1 protein-coding gene is annotated in these 1,339 nt (G+C 63.5%); it reads right to left on the bottom strand.

The annotated features are described in order from the left end of the window. Positions 1 to 1,132 (bottom strand): cache domain-containing protein (locus AB4Y84_RS21735; protein ID WP_442250943.1); only part of this gene is annotated, 1,132 nt, incomplete at its 3' end. Positions 1,133 to 1,339: the final 207 nt, after the last annotated feature.

The raw sequence follows: 1,339 nt of genomic DNA, 5'->3' as shown, positions 1-1,339 counted from the left end.
GGCTGAAGTCGCCCGCGGCGGCGGCACTGGCCAGCTGCTTGATCTCGGCGTTGATGCGGCCGAGGTTGGCCTTGACCGTGTCGACGGTGGTGGTCATCGCCGCCTTTTCGCCCGGATAGCGCGCGATGTCGCTGCTGAGGTCGCCCACGGCGTACTGCTGCACGACGTTCAGTACATCGTGCAGGGTCTGCACGTGGCTGCCGACCAGGACGTTGGTTTCCTGCACCATCAGTCCGTATTCGCCGGGGAAGCTGCTGGCGTCGATGCGGTAGCTGAGTTCACCGCCATCGTGGCGGCGCGCCATCTCGCGCTGGCCACTGATGACCGCGTGCAGCTGCTGCTGCATGCGCGACATGGCTTCGAGCAGGCGACCGGTTTCATCATGCGGCTGCGGGCCGATGTGGCTGTCCAGCTTGCCGCCGGCAATGCCTTCGGCCACGGCGGTGGCCTGCTTCAGCGGGCGTGCGATGCGGTTGCCGATGACCCAGCTCAATGCGAGCACGATCAGCACCAGCACGCCACCGGCCAGGGTCATGATGGCAGTGAAGACCAGTGCCTGCTGCTGCACGTCATCCATGTACACGCCGCTGCTGACCACCCAGTTCCAGGGCTTGAACAGGCCGGCGTAGGCGACCTTTTCGACTTCCCCCTTCTCGCCGGGCTTGGCCCATCGATAGGCGACGAAACCGCCGCCGGCCTTGGCCGCTTCGATCTGGTCGTAGTAGATGCGGATGCCATCGCCGGTACGGAAATCCTTCATGTCCTTGCCCACCAGATCCTTGCGGAACGGGTGCATGAGCACGTGATAGCCGGTGTCGTAGATGTTGTAGTAATAGGTATCGTTATGCGCGCGCATGACTTCCAGCGCCTGCAGCGCGGCGGCCTTGGCAGCTTCTTCGCTGAGCTCGCCGGTTCCGGCCAGGCGATGGTAGTGGTCGAGGATGCCGTAGCTCAGTTCGACCTGGGTCTTCAGCGAAGACTTGCGGGTATCGGTCAGGTCCAGGTACTGCATGCGGGCAGCGATCACCGAGAGCGCGATCACGCCGAGTGCGATCAGCAGCGTGAGCAGATTGAGCTTGCGTCGGACGGAGAGATTGCTGAAGTAGTGTTGCCAGCGATGCAGGAGATTCATCGAGCAGTACCCGGGTGGTGGTGGGTGGAGGCGCCGGTGCTGATCGGGAGCAGCGGTGACATGACCGTTATCGGCCGCGGGGGCGGGGGATTGAGGTGGGCTGTTCGAACGTATTCAGGTTTCCTTGCAGCGGCGGCTGCGGCGCTGCCTGCGGCAGGCTTTGAAGCAACAGCAACAGCAACAGCAACAGCGCTCATGATTCTGTGT

Origin of the sequence: Stenotrophomonas sp. 2YAF22 (assembly GCF_052114665.1) — a bacterium.
Lineage (GTDB): Bacteria > Pseudomonadota > Gammaproteobacteria > Xanthomonadales > Xanthomonadaceae > Stenotrophomonas > Stenotrophomonas indicatrix.
This window is presented reverse-complemented; position numbering and strand designations above follow the sequence as displayed.